We start from the raw sequence: 14,540 nt of genomic DNA, 5'->3' as shown, positions 1-14,540 counted from the left end.
CAAAAGGTTTGTTCAAAATATAATATTACGTTGCTTGTGCAAAAGCAATTTAAATATTTAACAGAGAACTATAGATTAGAGATTAATGAAGATTTGGCAAATAGAAAAGCTGATTTTATTTTAATAAAAGATAATATAGTAATGAATATTGAAGCAAATTTTTATTTTGATGCGGGTTCAAAACCTGAAGAAATAATTGATTCTTATTTAAATAGAAACATAGAATTAAAGAGAGACAAAATTATATTCATATATCTAACAGATGGTATTAGATGTTGGGGAAATATTGATAAAAATCAATTAATTAAAGGATTTAAATCTATAGATTATATTATTAATTACCACATGCTAAAAGAAAGGTATTTTGAAGATATTATTATAAAAGAGTTCAATATCAATAATTAAATTTAAAGGAGATTACAAAATGGTAAGTGGAAAAATCAAATTGCCGCACAAATGTCCAAAATGTGGAAAAAAGTAAAAATATATCAAGAGTTGGATGATAAATTTGGTTTTCACAATATGGGTAAAGATTTACGAGAAATCAAAATTGATGTAGGAAAAAATTATAATAATTATGGCCAAGAAAAAACCCCTTAATCCAGAAAATTTTGAGCAAGAATGCACCACCGTGTGGAGTTTTGCACGTCGGGGGAATTGGGCAACACACAACTCAAAGTATCGCGGCAATTGGTCGCCCGATGTGGTGCGAAACCTGATTCTGCGTTACTCCAACGAGGGTGATTATCTGCTTGACCCCATGATAGGCGGGGGAACGACAGCGGTCGAATGTAAGCTTTTAAATCGCAATCTTTTAGCACTTGACATTAATCCAAATGCTATAGAGCTTACATGTAAAGCTTTAGAATTTGAAAGTGAATATGCCCCAAAGATAAAAATAAAACTCAATGATGCACGAAACCTTTCAATGCTAAAAGACGAGAGCATCGACTTTATACTCAATCATCCACCTTATGCCGACATCATCAACTACTCTGAAAAGCAAATCCCCGAAGATTTATCTAACATCCACGATTTAGAAAAATTTTGTGACGAGATGGAGAAAGTAGCCCAAGAGTTTTACAGAGTTTTAAAAGAGGGAAAATTTTGCACTATTCTCATAGGGGATACAAGACGCAAGAAGATGTATCAGCCCTTAGCTTTCATGGTTATGCAACGCTTTTTACATGTAGGCTTTGTCCTTAAAGAAGACATCATCAAGCACCAACACAACTGCAAAGCCACAGGATTTTGGGTTAAAAAATCCAAAGAAGCCAATTTCTTACTCATCATGCACGAGCATCTTTTTGTCTTTCAAAAACTCTAAGCTCCCCTACACATACCCCATCACGCCAAGCATCAGCGCCCCATAACGCAAGGTTTTGGCGATGGCGACAAGAATGAGAAACTTCCACCACCCATAGCGCGCGGCGCCTGCGGCAAACATGATTGGACCGCCGATAACGGGCGCCCATGTGAGCAGTAGTGACCACGGGCCGTAGCGCTCAAAGGTGCGCCGTCCTTTTTCAAAGACCACAGGCTTGATGTAGCCTTTTCCAAGCGCCCAGTCGATGGCAAAGCGCCCGATGCCATAGTTCACAAACGACCCAAGGGTGTTGCCTGCCGAAGCCAAAAACAACAACAACCCCCAAGAGCGCTCTTGGGTGAGTTCGTACACAAACAGCACTTCGCTGGGGATGGGGATAAACGTTGCCGCCCCAAAACACACAGCAAAGAGAGCGAGGTAACTCACGGCTTAAGCAGCTCCACGATGCGGGCTTCTTCTACCATTTTCGCGTCATATTTGACGATGAGCAAGGCTTCGGTTTCGTTTTGGTACCACTCTACCACGCCTTCGAGTTGTGCCAGTTTAGGGCGGTTTGCTAAGGCAATGTCTGCAAAAGGGAGGTAGAGGTTTTTGGTCTGATGGGGATTTGTCAGGGTAAATAGCAATCCAACCCACGCCACACATACCGCTACTACAATCCAACTAATGCCCTCAAGGCCCAGATGCAGGTATAGCCATCCGCCTAGCGCCCCGCCCAAAAACGTCCCCAAATGCCCAAAGGAGTTAAACACCCCAAGGGCCGTCCCTTTTTGGTGGACTCTGGCGTATTTGCTAGCGAGAGATTGCATGAGCGGTTCATGGATGTTAAAACCCACGAAAAACACCGCCACCCCCACGATGAACCCCCACGCACTTTGCGCGTTGCCCATGATGAGGTAGCTCGCGCCAAAGAGCACGACGCCAAGGATGAGCATGGCTTTACTTTGTTGTTTTTTCTCTCCATACACCGCCGAAGCGCCCATGGCAAGGACGCCAAGAAGCAGTGCGGGAAGATAAACTTTCCACAGGGCGGCTTTTTCCACGCCAAATTCGCCTACCATCATGAGCGGGATGACTAAAAACGCCAAGGTCATGAGCCCTTTTTGCAAAAAGTTTGTAAGATTCATCTTTAAAAGGGCGTAATTGTTCATGAGTTTGGGCATGTCGGATTCGTCCAGTTCATAGGCGTGGGTGATGCGCGGCGGGTTAGGCACTTTGGTAAAGAGCACGATGATAGCAAGCACTCCACAGGCCGCGGTGAGCAAAAACAACACCCCAACCCCATACAAGCCCCCCAAAACTGGTCCAAGCCCCATGGAAAACGCAAAGCTCAGCGCGATACTCCCGCCCATGACCGCCATGGCGCGGGAACGCATCTCTTCCTTGACAAGGTCGCTTACCAATGCCGCACCTACTGCGCCAATGGCTCCAGCCCCTTGCAAAAAGCGCCCAAACATAAGCATGTAAATGTCTGTGGCCGCCGCACACACCAAAGAGCCGATAATCAAAATCACTAACCCGATGGCGATGGTCACTTTGCGGCCAATCTTGTCTGAGAGCATCCCAAAGGGCACTTGCAACACCATTTGCGTCAGCGCGTACCCGCCAAGGGTGATGCCCACAAGCCATTCATTAGCACCTGGAAGTTCAAGCGCGTACACAGAAAGCACAGGCAAAACAATAAACAAACCCAAAAAACGTAAAGCAATAATAGCACTCAAGGGCGCAACGGTGCGAAGCATACAAACACCTTCGATGGTTAAGATAAAATTTGTCCTATTCTACTCTCTTAATGCTTTAAACTTCTTGCGCATTTTATGTTAAAATTGCGCACCATGTAACCTCTGTGCAAGAAAATTCTGTTATAAACCTTTACATGTAAAGCCCAATAAAGGAAGCCGTTGAAGATTGTATTAGCTACCTCCAACAAGGGAAAAATCCGCGAAATCAAAGCCTTTTTAGAAGGGTTTGATGTGGTGGGGTTTGATGAGCTTATGACCCCTTTTGACATCGACGAAACGGGCGCGACGTTTAAAGAAAACGCCCTCATTAAAGCGCGCGCGGTGCACGAGGCGCTCGAAGACAAAAACGCCATTGTGCTCTCTGATGACAGCGGGATTTCCGTGCCGCTTTTGGGCGGGGAACCCGGCATTTACAGTGCCAGATACGCGGGAATTGGCGCGAACGACAAAGACAATCTCGCCAAGCTCATTGCTACTCTTAGTGCGCGTGGTGTTGCCCAAACTCCCGCTTTTTACACCGCCGCTATCGCGCTAGCCACGCCGTGGGGCGAGTTTAGCGTACACGGTTGGATGCACGGACACGCCATTAACGAAGCCAGAGGCGAAAACGGTTTTGGGTACGACCCGATGTTTATCCCCGAGGGCTACACCACCACGTTGGGCGAGATGGACGCCCAAAGCAAGCGGGATATTTCCCACCGAACTAGGGCACTCAAACACGCTATGACCCTACTAAACACCCTCAAAGGAAACCAATGAAAACCGTTCTTATCATCGGCGCGGGCGGCGTAAGCCGTGTCGTGACCACCAAATGCGCTATGAATACCCAAACCTTCGGACGCATCGTCCTTGCTAGCCGCACCAAATCCAAGTGTGATGAAATCGCCGCAGAGATTAAAGAGCGTTTACATGTAAGCATTGAAACCGCCAGCGTTGATGCGGATGATGTTCCTCAACTCGTCGCGCTCATCCAAAGCGTCAAGCCTGATTTGGTGCTCAATGTGGCCCTTCCCTATCAAGATTTGACCATCATGGATGCGTGCGTGGAAACGGGCGTGGATTACCTTGACACTGCCAACTACGAACACCCTGATGAAGCTAAATTTGAGTACAAACTCCAGTGGGCCAAGCATGACGCGTTTAAGGCAAGGGGCATCATGGGTCTTTTGGGAAGCGGGTTTGACCCTGGTGTGACCAATGTGTTTTGCGCCTACGCTCAGCAGTATTTGTTCGATGAAATCCACACCATCGACATCCTAGACTGCAACGCAGGCGACCACGGCTACCCTTTTGCTACGAACTTTAACCCCGAGATTAACCTGCGCGAAGTCAGCTCCAAGGGGCGGTATTGGGAAGCGGGCAAGTGGATTGAGACCGAACCAATGGCCATTAAAATGGTGTGGGATTACCCAGAAGTTGGCCCAAAAGACAGCTATTTGCTCTACCACGAAGAGTTGGAGTCGTTGGTGCAAAACATCAAAGGCCTCAAACGCATTCGCTTTTTTATGACCTTTGGCCAAAGCTACCTCACCCACATGAAATGCCTTGAAAACATCGGCATGTTGGGCATTAAAGAAGTAGAGCACAAGGGCATGAAAATCGTGCCAATCGAGTTTTTGAAAACCTTACTCCCAGACCCAGCCAGCCTAGGGCCTCGCACCGTGGGCATGACCAACATCGGGTGCGTCATCGAAGGTCTTAAAGATGGCAAACCCAAAAAAGTGTACATTTACAACACTTGCGACCACCAAGCATGTTACCGCGAAACGGGCGCCCAAGCGGTGAGTTACACCACGGGCGTGCCTGCCATGATTGGGGCAAAACTCATACTTGAGGGCAAATGGAAAGGCGCAGGTGTCTTTAACATGGAGCAGTTTGATGCCAAGCCTTTCATGGATGAGCTAAACGCCCAAGGCTTGCCATGGAAACTCATCGAAATGAAACCGGGTGAAAGTTACGAGGTGGATTGATTTCATGCGCCACGTCCTTATCTCTGGCTGCTCTTCAGGCATCGGTCTTTACTGCGCGAAAGCCTTACATGTAAGGGAAGATTTTCGTGTCTATGCCACTGCACGAAAGGCGGAGGATGTGGCGCGTTTGCGGGAGATGGGGCTGTGGGCGTGCCGCTTGGATTTGGACAGCAATGAGAGCATCCAAGCGGGCTTGGCTCAAGTGCTCGAACAAAGCGGTGGGCGTCTTGATGTGCTGTTTAATAACGGTGCGTACGGACAGCCCGGAGCCGTGGAAGACCTGAGTGATGAAGCCCTAAAAGCCCAGTTTCAAACCAATGTCTTTGGCACCCAAGCCCTCACCAACCTCGTTTTAAAAACCATGCGCGTTCAAGGAAGCGGGCGCATTGTGTACAACAGTTCGGTTTTGGGCTTTGCCGCCATGGGCTACCGAGGGGCGTACAATGCCAGTAAATTTGCCATCGAAGGGTTGGCAGACACTTTGCGCTTAGAGTTAAGTGATAGCGGCATCCATGTGGTGCTCATTGAACCTGGCCCTATTGCTAGCGCCTTTCGCACCAACGCGTTGCAAAAATTTCGCGCCTACATTGATGTGCAAAACAGTCCCCATAAAACCACCTACGAAGCCACCCTTTCGCGCTTACAAGGGAGCAAACCCACCCCTTTTACCCTTGGGCCAGAAGCGGTGTATGACGCTCTTTTGGAGGCCATCACCGCACCTAAACCCAAAGCGCGCTACCGTGTCACTACGCCCACCAAGGTGCTGTGGTATGCCAAGCGGTTGTTGCCTACATTGCTTTTGGATAAGCTTCTTAAAAGGGCAACTTAGTCCTAAAATTGCGTTATAATTCGACCAAAAAGGCCCCTTATGCAACTCCAAAAACACTCTGCCATTGCTAAAGTCCTAGACCAAATCCCCACGCCGTGTTACGTGTGTGAAGAAGCGCTTTTGGAGGAAAACCTCAAGCGTTTAGCCTACGTGCAAGAACAAACGGGAGCAAAAATTCTTTTGGCACTCAAAGGCTTTGCTTTTACGCCCCTGTTTGATAGGGTGGGAAAATACCTGCACGGGTGTACTGCGAGTGGGCTTCACGAAGCCAAACTTTCCCATGAGGTGATGGGCAAAGAAACCCACACTTATTCGCCCGCGTTTAAAGAAAGCGAATTTGAAGAAATTCTCTCCATCAGCGACCATGTGGTTTTTAACTCCTTCGCCCAGTGGGAGAAATTTCGCGCGCTTGCCAAGGAGAGGGTCTCGTGTGGCTTGCGGGTTAATCCTGAGGTTTCGGCGTCTCCTGCGGATTTGTACAACCCGTGTGGGCTTTACAGTCGCCTTGGCATCACCCGTGCGCAGTTTCGGCCTGAGCAACTTGAAGGGATTGAAGGGTTGCATTTTCACGCACTGTGCGAGCAAAATGTAGACGCACTCGAAGCGGTATTGGAGGGGTTTGAGGCAAACTTTGGTGCGTTTATCCCGCAAATGCGTTGGATTAACTTTGGGGGTGGGCACCACATCACCCGCGAAGATTACGACGTGGAAGGGCTTATCCGCGTTATTCGCGCCTTTCGCGCGCGGTACAACAACATCCCTGTCTACCTAGAACCTGGTGAAGCCGTAGGCTGGCAAACAGGGCCATTGGTGGCATCAGTGCTTGACATCGTGGAAAACGGCATGAACATCGCCATCCTAGACACCTCTGCCGAAGCCCACATGCCTGACACCCTTGCCATGCCTTACCGCGCGCAGATTCGAGGAGCGGGCGAGGCGGGTGAGAAAGCTTACACGTACCGTCTTGGAGGTAACACCTGTTTGGCGGGAGATATCATGGGGGATTACAGTTTTGACGCGCCTTTACATGTAGGGCAAAAACTCATTTTTGAAGACATGATTCACTACACCATCGTGAAAAATACGACCTTTAATGGCATTAAATTACCCGACTTGGGTGTGTTGCGAAAAGATGGGCGATTTGAAGTGGTGAAGGAGTTTGGATACGAGGAGTACCGACGCCGCAATTAGCGTCGGTGGAAAGGGAGGCCTAGCGGCGTCCCCCGCCTTTATAATCACTGCGTCCACCGCTTGAACTTCTTCCACCACCGCCTGAGGGGCGACGGTTGCGGAAGCCGCCGCGATTTTTAGAATCTGTACGTCCAGCCAAGCGTTTGATGACCTTAGCAAAAGTTTGCTCATCTAGTCCGATTTTTTCGGGGCCATTGGCTTTTTCTTGTTCGAGTAAAAGCGAGATAGCTTTAAGAGCGATGTTGGCAAGGTCCGTTTCGTTTTCAAGAACCGTCAGTACTGCAGGGGCATTTTCGTTTAAGGGCGCTTGTTCGATGGTGCGCGCAAGGTTACTTAAACGGCTTTTTTGAAGCTCTCCGCGGGTGGGGAGCACACGGTGTTCAATGTTGGTACCCACTTTTTTACCAATGCGCTGGATAGAGTTGTACTCCATGGGTGTACACAAGGTGATGGCCATCCCTTTTTTGCCCGCACGTCCAGTTCTGCCAATGCGGTGCACATAGCTTTCTGGGTCAAAAGGAATGTGCACGTTGATGACGTGGCTGATTTCTTTCACGTTGAGTCCGCGCGCGGCTACGTCGGTGGCGACAAGCAAGTCAATATTGGAAAAACGGAAGGCTTTGATGACTTCTTCGCGCTGAGGTTGTTCCATGTCACCGTGCAAGCCTTTGACTGCAAAACCTCCAGCCGTGAGCTTGGTGGTGAGCATGTCTACCTCTTTTTTGGTACGGCAAAACATGATGGCTTTGTCGGGGTCTAGGGTGTCAAGCAAGCGGATAACCGCGTCATCGCGCTCCCACTCTTCAATGACGTAATAGCACTGTTCGATGTCCACGTTGGTGGTCATGTTCGCAGGTGTCACGCTGACAAATTTTGGTTCTTTGAGAATTTTTTTAGCCAATTGTTTAATGGGTTCAGGCATGGTGGCCGAAAAAAGCATGGTTTGGCGCGAGCTTGGGAGGTAGGTAAAAATCTCTTTAATATCGTCCAAAAAGCCCATGTCAAGCATCTCATCTGCTTCGTCTAACACTACAACAGAAGGGTTGAAGTCTTTGAGGCGGTTGTTTTTAAGAAGGTCTAGCATTCGTCCAGGGGTTGCTACAACCACACTCGCACCCGCTTCGATGAGCTTCATTTGGCGCGTGTAGGAGCTACCTCCATAAACGGTAACGGTTTTGAACCCTTTAAAACGTCCAAGCATGTAGATTTCATCACTGACTTGGGTAGCAAGTTCGCGGGTAGGGGTGATAACAAGAACGTGAACACCTTTTTCACGAGGGTCAACCTTGCTAAGGATAGGTAGAGCAAAGGCAGCGGTTTTTCCCGTACCTGTTTGGGCTTGGGCAACCATGTCGTGCCCTTCTAAAACAAGGGGAATGGCTTGTTGCTGGATAGGGCTTGGCTCTTTAAAGCCGGCTTCTTGAACAGCTTTAAAAATAGCTGCATCTAAGGCAAAAGATTCGAATGTGGTAGTCATGTAAAGGGTTCCTAGTAGATCAATGTAGCAAACACGCGGGCTAGATTGGTCGAAATTTGAACGATTATACCAAAATATATCTAAATTTAAGCAATAATTAAAATATTTTCAAAAAGCCTTACATGTAAAGGGTTTATATGTAAGGCCTAAAAAGAGTTAGCGCGTGGGCCAAAACCGTCCACCTGTTGTTTTAAGAATACGGGCTTTTCCCTCCTCGATCCCTACTTCTTCAATAACGGAAGATTTTTCCAAATGGCGAATGTCATTAGCATACATGTGCCCCTCAATAGTGATGGTGTAGGAGACAAAAAAACGGTCTTTCCCTTGGGGCTGAATACTTAAGCTGTCAATGACGCACTGAATGTCATCGAATATAGAAAAACTATTGCTTAAGGTATCTTCTAAGTCCATCAATGTCGTCCCGTCGCTACTACTACTCCAATCATCCGAAAGCAAGGCCATTAGTGAAGAGAGGTTTTTGTTAGAGTAATATTGGGCAAAAGATTGGTAGAGGATTTCGACAGGCTCAATAGAGGCAATTTCCTTTCGGGTTGCCATGTGTTCGGTATGGGCTGAAAGTCGTGCTTGGATTTTTTGAAGCAAGGTATTAAGGTCGCGCTTGTCGCTTGATAAAAGCTTGTTGGCATCGGTTACATTGATGCGTGTATCTAGTTGTTCATGCTGCTCCATGTAGGCTTTGTATTGCGCCACATACGCAGAGGTGTCGTCGATATAAAAATTTTCAACATTTTGATGCAGGGTGCGCACCTCATCCAACAAGGCACTTGCGTCTAGGAAAGTTGGTTTGAGTTTCACCTTTCCAGCCATCTCTTCGATTTCCTCAAGAAGCCCCTCAAGGGTTGATTTGGCGGGGTTGTCGCTTGTTAAACAGATAAGGTCTCTCTCAAATTCTTCTTTTCTTTTCTTGAACTGTGTTTCATAAGATTCTGCCCATTGGTCATGGATGCGTTCCATAGAAAGGGCATTTTTAAGCTCACTGGAGAGGTTTTTTAGGGCGCTGTTCATCTCCACTAGGGCTTTTTGCTGTGCGTCCCAAATGCGCTTAAACGCAGAATCGGGATACAAAGAAGCAAGAAGAAAAAAGTTTTCTTTTTCGAGGCTTTCAAGGATGTAGTTAGTGTTGTTAAGTATTAAACCACTGTTCGTGCTGTTGAGGTTTAGGGCATTGTGCGCTTTGTATGCTTCCTCAAAATTTGACGGTTCGAGCTCAAAAAAGGCATGGTGGGGGAAGTAGCCAGGAACTCCTGTGTGTAAAAGGGCATTGACGGCGATAGAAAACTCATGTTGGAGTTCGCTAATAAGGGCGATATCGCCCGTTGCTGTTTGTTTATGGATGGCACTAATGGCTTGACAAACCCCTTTTTCCAAGGAAACATCAAAGGTGAGTTGGTACGTGGTAAGGTCGCCATTTTTAACCGGCGTAAAGCGAGCACTTTTGTACTTGGCCAAAAGCTTTCGCTTGAGGGCTTCTACAGCGGCTTGACGTTGCGCGAGTCTGCTTAAATGGTCTTGGTAGCGGGAAATTTCATCCCGCATTTCTGATTTTCGTTTGGCAAAGTACCTAGGTAATGCTTCCATTTTTTCTTTGTGCTCTTTCTCGGATACTTCTAAGCGTTGCTCGATGCTTTGAATCTGTTTTAAAAGTTTAATCCTAAAAGCGCGCAAGTCATCAATGGCGGCATTAGAGACAAAATAGAGATCATGGTGGCCAATGGCGTTGGTAATAGGGGGCCGTGAAACACACTTGTTGTGGAAAGCTACGTACTCTCTTTCTGCAACAAGGGTGTTGGCTATGCCTTGGGCGATGAGGTTGTCGTAGTGTTGGGTGTCTAGGTTTGCCAGTAAGCCCTCCACAAAAGTCTGTAACGCTTCTTTGTAGGAGCTATTGTGCTCTTCCCATGCCTCGTATATACGTTGTGCGTCTGAAAGAAGTTTGTCAAAGGGAATCATTGGAAAATTACCGCTTCTGATTTCATTTAAAGCTACAGAGTCGGCACCCTCTGGGTATTTAAAGCGTTTGAATTCCTCCAAAATAGCGTTGTACCTCGTGTTGGCGTTTTCTTTATATTCATGAAGATACACTTGACGTTGGTGTTTATGGGCTTCTACTGTGGACTTCATACTGTTGAGTCGAGCACCGATTTCTCTAAGACGTTGGAAAATATCTCTCTCGAATTTAGGGCAGTCTCTATCGGGCTGATAGGGAATGCTTGGGCTAGCTGTTGGTAATGTGCCTTTCGCCTCTTCTTCTGGGGTTAAGGTGGGTTCTTCAAGTTTTTTAAGTTGTTCTTCCTTGTCTTTTTCGTGCAATCTGGCAAGCTCATCCCGTAGAAAATTAATCTCTTCTTGTAAGTCCTTAAGGTCTTCTTGGCTGTCTTTGAGTAAGTCTTTATAGTATTCTTCAAGGCTCTCAAGCTCCGCAATGGCGCTTTTTGCATGCTGGACAACAAGGCGCATACGCTGAATAAAAACACCCGCATCGCCTAATTCCCATTCGGGATAACGGCCATTTGCATTATAGTAAGCTTGCATTGCCTCATCGGAAGAGTTTGCAACGCGGTAAAGCATGTCTACTTTTTCGCTTATGCCTCGTTGTTTTTGACTAACGCCATCTAGCTTTCTTGTGTAGTGTGCTTGGCGACCCGCAAAAAAAGCTGACTTGCCCATGCCATACTCGGCAACTTTTCCTACGACCCACGTGCCTAGGTCAATGAGTTTGCCCTGATTGCGTGCCCCAAACATTTCTACAGCGAGGTTAATCCCGCCACTGGCTACGGCTTTGACGATGTTGGAGTTGAGATGGCTTTGTACCTCGTCTTTATAGCTGATAATGTCGCCTTTGGCTTTGCTGATGTTGGGAAGTTCGGTTTCGCAGTGACGGATAATCTTAAAAAGCTCAGGTTTGAGGTTTTCCAAATCTTGGATTTGGTTAGTCAGTTGGGAGCGAAGCACGCTCTCATCGTCTGCTTGCAAAGGAAGAAGCCAAAGGCAAAATGCAATGGCTAGACAAATGAGCGCGCGCATAGGGTTCTCCTTAGGGGAAGTAGCGCGAACCGTTGGGGTTGTATTTGTAGTCAAGGGAGATTGTATAGTTTCCTCCTCCTAGGTTGACAATAGTGGTTATTTTCAAAAGGGCATAAGTATTGTTTGGTAATTTTATAGCCAACACGTCGTCCGAATTTAATGTATCAAGGTCGCCCACCCAAAATTCGTTATATCCCGCTTCATCTACTGTGAGGCCATCAATGCTAACAGAACCATATTCTTTTGCCGCCGCTCCGCCTAAGGTCTCAAACCTATTTCCTTCAAACAATCCTATATGACCAGTATAGCTAGCGAGATTCATATGGTCTATTGGGGTAACGGAATCATCAGTGAAATCAAAACCTTGATTATTGTTTAAGGTAAAACTTCCACTCGTCATATAATCATCCCCGCCGCCCTCTTCAAGGTTTGCCAAAGAGGTTTGGGAAACTCCTCCGCTGTCATTGACTACCAAAAAATTCTCGTTATTTTGCGCGTTGGCGGTTGTGCCGCTTGCCACATCTGCGGCGTAAGAAAGGCCGAAGATGAGCGGATTTTTCATAGAAAGAAGCATCGCTCCTTTTTCGCCCACACTAAAGGAAAATTCTGTAACGCCCCTGTCTTGGTAGAGGGTACCATCACTAGTGGCCAAAACGCTGCGGTTAAAGAGAATGGAGGCGTAGTAGCGATTGTTTGAAAAGGCTACGCTACTGATAGAAAAGTCGATTTGAATGTTATCAAGGGCAGAAAAATCCTTGCGCAAGGCGCGTTCAAGAGTCATCTCATCGCCCTCAAAGTTTCTGTCCACGTACTGCATGAAGCCTGTATCGTTTTCTTGCTCGTAAAAGGTTTTAAGCTGTGTGAGGGTTTCTTGAATCATCCCGTACGCATCAAGGTCGCTAAAGCTTAGGCGAATTTGTGCATCTTCAAGGGTGTTGGCTTTGCCTGTGGTGTCGATGACTTTGGCGACGATATGGTAGGTCTGAGCAAGGTCAGGTTCAAAAGAGAAGTTAAACCCACCGTCTTTTTCAAAACGGGCCTTGTTCCATGTTTTTCCTCCATCAAGAGAGACTGACACGTCACCCACGGGGTTTTTGCCCGTGCGCGCTTTGCCTCTTACATGTAAGTAGCCATTGTCTAAACTTTCGCGCATCATGATGGCTTCTTGCCCCGCATCATCAAAAGAGAGAGTGTTGGCGTACAGGTAGTCAAATCCCACCTCTTCTTCGCCGCCCCCAAAAATCCACCATTTGGCATGAAGAGAACTTGCAAACAAGAGGCTTAAAAGTACTAGTATGAGTTTTTTTTGCATGGTTTATCCTTTAAAAGGTCATACGAAGACCGAGCGTCACACTGCGCTCTTGGTAATCGTTTGCGGAGGTAGTATAACTTAGGTCGTTAATGTGCGCCCTGAGGTAGACCATAATGCGCTTAAATTGTCCCCTATCACCCATATTCCAATGGGCATCAAAACTCCCAAAAACCTTGTCCAAATCATCCCCTGCATCTCTTTTTGAGCGGTTTTTTCCCACGCGAAGGTTGGTGGCGATTTTGTGTTTAGGAATGTCCACACCAAACCCTAGGGCGGCTTGGGTGTAGGTATTGTCACCGTTGCTTAGTTCATCGTTTACGTCCCATGTGCCAAAGATGATGGAGGGTTTGAGCACAAGGTCTTTGTAGGAGTGGCGGGTGTTGAAAGTAGAGTTAAAACGCCATTCTTCTTGGTTGCGCGTATTGTTGTTGGTGTGGTAGTCTGTGTAGGAAACCTGCATATCTGAGTGGACAATGCCAAAACGGTCACGGTAATTAAGGTCGTAAACGGAGTCTTTGGTTACGGAAGTTTTTTTGTCAATGTGATTGTATTTGTAGTTCACATCCACCACTGCATAGCGCCTGTCAAAAACCTGTTTAAAGGTAAAACCAAGGTTAGGGCGATAGGTGTGCGTAGTGTTTGTTTTGTCCCCATCAAGGTTGTCACGAAACCACAAAAGCCCCGTATTCATCGTGATAGTGTCTGTCATCATGTAGCGCCATGTGGCTTTGAATTTTTCGCGATCAGGCGTGGCGGAGCCTGTAACGGTTTTAAAATCAGGTGAAATGCGCTCGTATTCAAGCTGTACGCGGCTAGGCTTTTTGTTGCCGACGGCTTGAAGAAAAATCGCTGTGCCGTTGCGCTTGGTAGTAGCGGTAGCGGTTTGTGTCTCGTTGTCAGAGTAAGAGTACTCCCCGTAAAGCTTTAACCCTGGAATGGGACGATAGGTGGAGTTAATGGTGTAAAGTTTCGTTTCATACAAAGGGATACCCGTCACAACAGAGTTTGAATCATCTGTTGCTACCGCGTCAATTCCAATACTAAGGGCATCGCTGAGGTTTTTGTTAAAACGCACCCCCAAAACTTCGCGCTCCGTAGAATCTACTTCATTGTCCCAGAAGTTATCCCAGCGGGGATAGGCCAGACCGTACACAACCTCAAAGGTATCTTTTTGTTCGGTGGTATAGGTGTATGCCGCCCCTTTGAGGGAGGTGTTGAGGGAGTATTTGGAGTAGGATTTGAAAAAATCCCCCAAGTGTAACTGATGCGCTCCTTTTTGGATGTGGCCAGCAAGGGTGATTAGAGAGGCTTTTTTAACATCTTTTCGTCTGTCGTCTGTGAGTTTGAGGCCTGCGTTGAGGGTGTAGTCTATGTCCTCAAACTGACCTTTAGTGTAGAGCGTAAAAAGATTGTGGTACACAAATCCTTCAGTGAGCATAGAGCTTGAGGGACTGTTGCCTGTGATTTCATTATGCTGAATGTAAAAATCGTTTGTAAAACGATAAACAGTTTCTGAGGCACTAAGAGAGGAGAGGCTTAGGAGGACGAGGGGTGGGATTAAAGGACTTATAACACGCATAATACGCCTTTATGGTATGATAAAAGCCATCATATATCCGACATACTTAATAAAGTATTAAAAAAGTA

Annotated in this window: 13 protein-coding genes; 7 read left to right on the top strand and 6 right to left on the bottom strand. The window is 46.8% G+C overall.

The window, feature by feature from the left end; all coding sequences use genetic code 11:
• The 3 genes from JWV37_RS09290 to JWV37_RS09285 all read left to right on the top strand — a co-directional run.
• Window positions 1-405 (top strand): DpnII family type II restriction endonuclease (locus JWV37_RS09290; protein WP_240332141.1); only part of this gene is annotated, 405 nt, incomplete at its 5' end.
• 60 nt (window positions 406-465) lie between these two features.
• A complete protein-coding gene (locus JWV37_RS12840; protein ID WP_275898371.1) occupies window positions 466-600 on the top strand; it encodes a hypothetical protein in 135 nt (44 codons plus the stop codon).
• Window positions 578-1,327, top strand: coding sequence for a TRM11 family SAM-dependent methyltransferase (locus tag JWV37_RS09285; RefSeq protein ID WP_205459519.1), 750 nt, complete (start codon window positions 578-580; stop codon window positions 1,325-1,327). Before JWV37_RS12840 ends, JWV37_RS09285 begins: the two co-directional genes overlap by 23 nt.
• 6 nt (window positions 1,328-1,333) lie before the next feature.
• Here JWV37_RS09285 and JWV37_RS09280 read toward each other — a convergent pair whose 3' ends face one another.
• Both JWV37_RS09280 and JWV37_RS09275 read right to left on the bottom strand, forming a co-directional pair.
• A complete protein-coding gene (locus JWV37_RS09280; RefSeq protein WP_205459518.1) occupies window positions 1,334-1,753 on the bottom strand; it encodes a YqaA family protein in 420 nt (139 codons plus the stop codon).
• Window positions 1,750-3,069, bottom strand: a complete 1,320-nt coding sequence (locus JWV37_RS09275) for an MFS transporter (RefSeq protein WP_205459517.1) — start codon at window positions 3,067-3,069, stop codon at window positions 1,750-1,752. Before JWV37_RS09275 ends, JWV37_RS09280 begins: the two co-directional genes overlap by 4 nt.
• A 159-nt stretch (window positions 3,070-3,228) precedes the next feature.
• On the opposite strand from JWV37_RS09275, the gene rdgB reads away from it, so the two are divergent.
• Genes rdgB through nspC form a run of 4 tightly spaced genes read left to right on the top strand, consistent with a single transcriptional unit; the run spans window position 3,229 to window position 7,059 of the window.
• Complete coding sequence (rdgB, locus tag JWV37_RS09270) at window positions 3,229-3,828, top strand: RdgB/HAM1 family non-canonical purine NTP pyrophosphatase (protein ID WP_205459516.1); 600 nt, start codon at window positions 3,229-3,231, stop codon at window positions 3,826-3,828.
• Window positions 3,825-5,039: a saccharopine dehydrogenase family protein gene (locus JWV37_RS09265; RefSeq protein WP_205459515.1), complete on the top strand. Its 1,215-nt coding sequence runs from the start codon at window positions 3,825-3,827 to the stop codon at window positions 5,037-5,039. Before rdgB ends, JWV37_RS09265 begins: the two co-directional genes overlap by 4 nt.
• Before the next feature lie 4 nt (window positions 5,040-5,043).
• Window positions 5,044-5,868: an SDR family NAD(P)-dependent oxidoreductase gene (locus JWV37_RS09260; protein ID WP_205459514.1), complete on the top strand. Its 825-nt coding sequence runs from the start codon at window positions 5,044-5,046 to the stop codon at window positions 5,866-5,868.
• Between the two features lie 39 nt (window positions 5,869-5,907).
• A complete protein-coding gene (nspC, locus tag JWV37_RS09255) occupies window positions 5,908-7,059 on the top strand; it encodes a carboxynorspermidine decarboxylase (RefSeq protein ID WP_205459513.1) in 1,152 nt (383 codons plus the stop codon).
• A 19-nt stretch (window positions 7,060-7,078) separates the two neighbouring features.
• Here the strand turns inward: nspC and JWV37_RS09250 are convergent, their stop codons facing one another.
• From JWV37_RS09250 to JWV37_RS09235, 4 genes are all read right to left on the bottom strand, one after another.
• Window positions 7,079-8,536 (bottom strand): DEAD/DEAH box helicase, encoded by a 1,458-nt coding sequence (locus tag JWV37_RS09250; protein WP_205459512.1) that lies wholly within the window; start codon window positions 8,534-8,536, stop codon window positions 7,079-7,081.
• 156 nt (window positions 8,537-8,692) lie between these two features.
• Window positions 8,693-11,581 (bottom strand): hypothetical protein, encoded by a 2,889-nt coding sequence (locus JWV37_RS09245; protein ID WP_205459511.1) that lies wholly within the window; start codon window positions 11,579-11,581, stop codon window positions 8,693-8,695.
• 10 nt (window positions 11,582-11,591) lie between these two features.
• Window positions 11,592-12,893 carry a molybdopterin-binding protein gene (locus JWV37_RS09240; RefSeq protein WP_205459510.1) on the bottom strand — a complete coding sequence of 434 codons (1,302 nt, stop codon included), beginning with the start codon at window positions 12,891-12,893 and terminating at the stop codon, window positions 11,592-11,594.
• 10 nt (window positions 12,894-12,903) lie between these two features.
• Window positions 12,904-14,472 (bottom strand): hypothetical protein, encoded by a 1,569-nt coding sequence (locus JWV37_RS09235; RefSeq protein WP_205459509.1) that lies wholly within the window; start codon window positions 14,470-14,472, stop codon window positions 12,904-12,906.
• Between the last annotated feature and the right edge of the window lie 68 nt (window positions 14,473-14,540).

This window comes from Sulfurospirillum tamanense, assembly GCF_016937535.1.
Classification (GTDB): Bacteria; Campylobacterota; Campylobacteria; order Campylobacterales; family Campylobacteraceae; genus Sulfurospirillum_B; species Sulfurospirillum_B tamanense.
The sequence above is the reverse complement of the archived record's forward strand: the minus strand, read 5'-3'. Positions and strand labels throughout refer to the sequence as shown.